Origin of the sequence: Brasilonema bromeliae SPC951 (assembly GCF_012912135.1) — a bacterium.
Taxonomy (GTDB): domain Bacteria; phylum Cyanobacteriota; class Cyanobacteriia; order Cyanobacteriales; family Nostocaceae; genus Brasilonema; species Brasilonema bromeliae.
In genome coordinates, this window is record NZ_QMEB01000423.1 from 1 (window position 1) to 1445 (window position 1445).

Below are 1445 nucleotides of genomic sequence, written 5' to 3' on the forward strand. Positions count from 1 at the left end.
TCCAAGTTCCAGCAACACCCCGTACTTGGGCTTGACCACCGAGTTTACCATCTGCACCCACCTCACGCGCAACCCGCGTCACTTCCGATGCAAAAGAATTGAGTTGATCCACCATAATATTCACGGTGTTCTTCAACTCCAGAATTTCACCTTTGACATCAACAGTAATTTTCTTCGATAAGTCGCCGTTCGCCACCGCTGTCGTGACTTCAGCAATATTACGGAGTTGTGCCGTCAAATTTCCTGCCATCAAGTTGACGCTGTCGGTCAAGTTTTTCCAAGTCCCAGCAACACCGCGCACTTGTGCTTGTACGCCCAGCTTACCTTCTGTTCCCACTTCCCTAGCAACCCGCGTCACTTCAGAAGCAAAAGAGTTGAGTTGATCGACCATCGTGTTGATAGTATTTTTCAACTCCAAAATTTCACCTTTGACATCAACAGTAATTTTCTTCGAGAGGTCGCCATTTGCCACAGCGGTTGTTACTTCAGCAAGATTACGAACTTGTGCGGTTAAGTTACCCGCCATTAAATTCACACTGTCCGTCAAGTCCTTCCAAGTTCCAGCCACACCTGGAACTTCTGCTTTCACTCCCAGTTTGCCTTCAGTTCCCACTTCCCTTGCAACTCGTGTGACCTCGCTAGCAAACGAATTCAACTGACCCACCATTGTATTAACCATTTGGGCAGTTTGGAGAAATTCTCCTTTGAGGGGTCTACCTTCAATTTCTGGTGCAATCGCTTGAGATAAATCACCATTTGCCACAGCCCGGATCACACGCGCCGTTTCCGCTGTCGGCTGAACCAAATCTGTCACTAGGGTGTTGACAGAATCAACACACACTGACCAAGAACCACGAACATTTCCCAAAGACGCGCGTTCACTAATTTTGCCATCTTTACCAACAACATGACTAATCCTCTGTAGCTCTGCTGTTAGCCGCTCATTTTGTTCAATAATATCGTTGAGCGTATCAGAGATTTTTCCTGCCATACCAGTTTGGTCTAAAGGCATACGGGCAGAAAAGTCACCTTTTTTAACAGCTACCAGCGTTTTCAGTAGCTGTTTTAAATCTAAATTATCGTTTTCTCTGGTTAACTGTTCAGTGGACATGGTGGCGGGGCAATAATATCTATATTAATTATCTTTGCTATTGCTTGCTATCAGTTGCAATTGCGTTCTTTACACAAAGGGCATACCAAATTATGACGCAAAAAAGAAACTTTGGTTTTCAATTAACTTGTTGTGCCAAAGGAGATATCGTATAAAATATAACGATTATCAAGCTCTTTGAGAAAGATATGTTCTAGAAATCTATCTGAGGGATGAAAAGTATCGATCAGTCCGCTGGATTATTTATAATTCCTGCGTTCCCTCACCTCACCCTCATCCCCTCCGCTTAATTCAAAGTATGCCTACGGCACGCTGCGCTATCAAAATTCAAAGT

Annotated in this window: 1 protein-coding gene; it reads right to left on the reverse strand. The window is 44.2% G+C overall.

Annotated features, from left to right (window positions below; all coding sequences use genetic code 11):
* Positions 1-1111, reverse strand: a 1111-nt coding sequence (locus DP116_RS28225; RefSeq protein ID WP_169158247.1) for a HAMP domain-containing protein, incomplete at its 3' end; no start/stop codon positions are given.
* Positions 1112-1445: the final 334 nt, after the last annotated feature.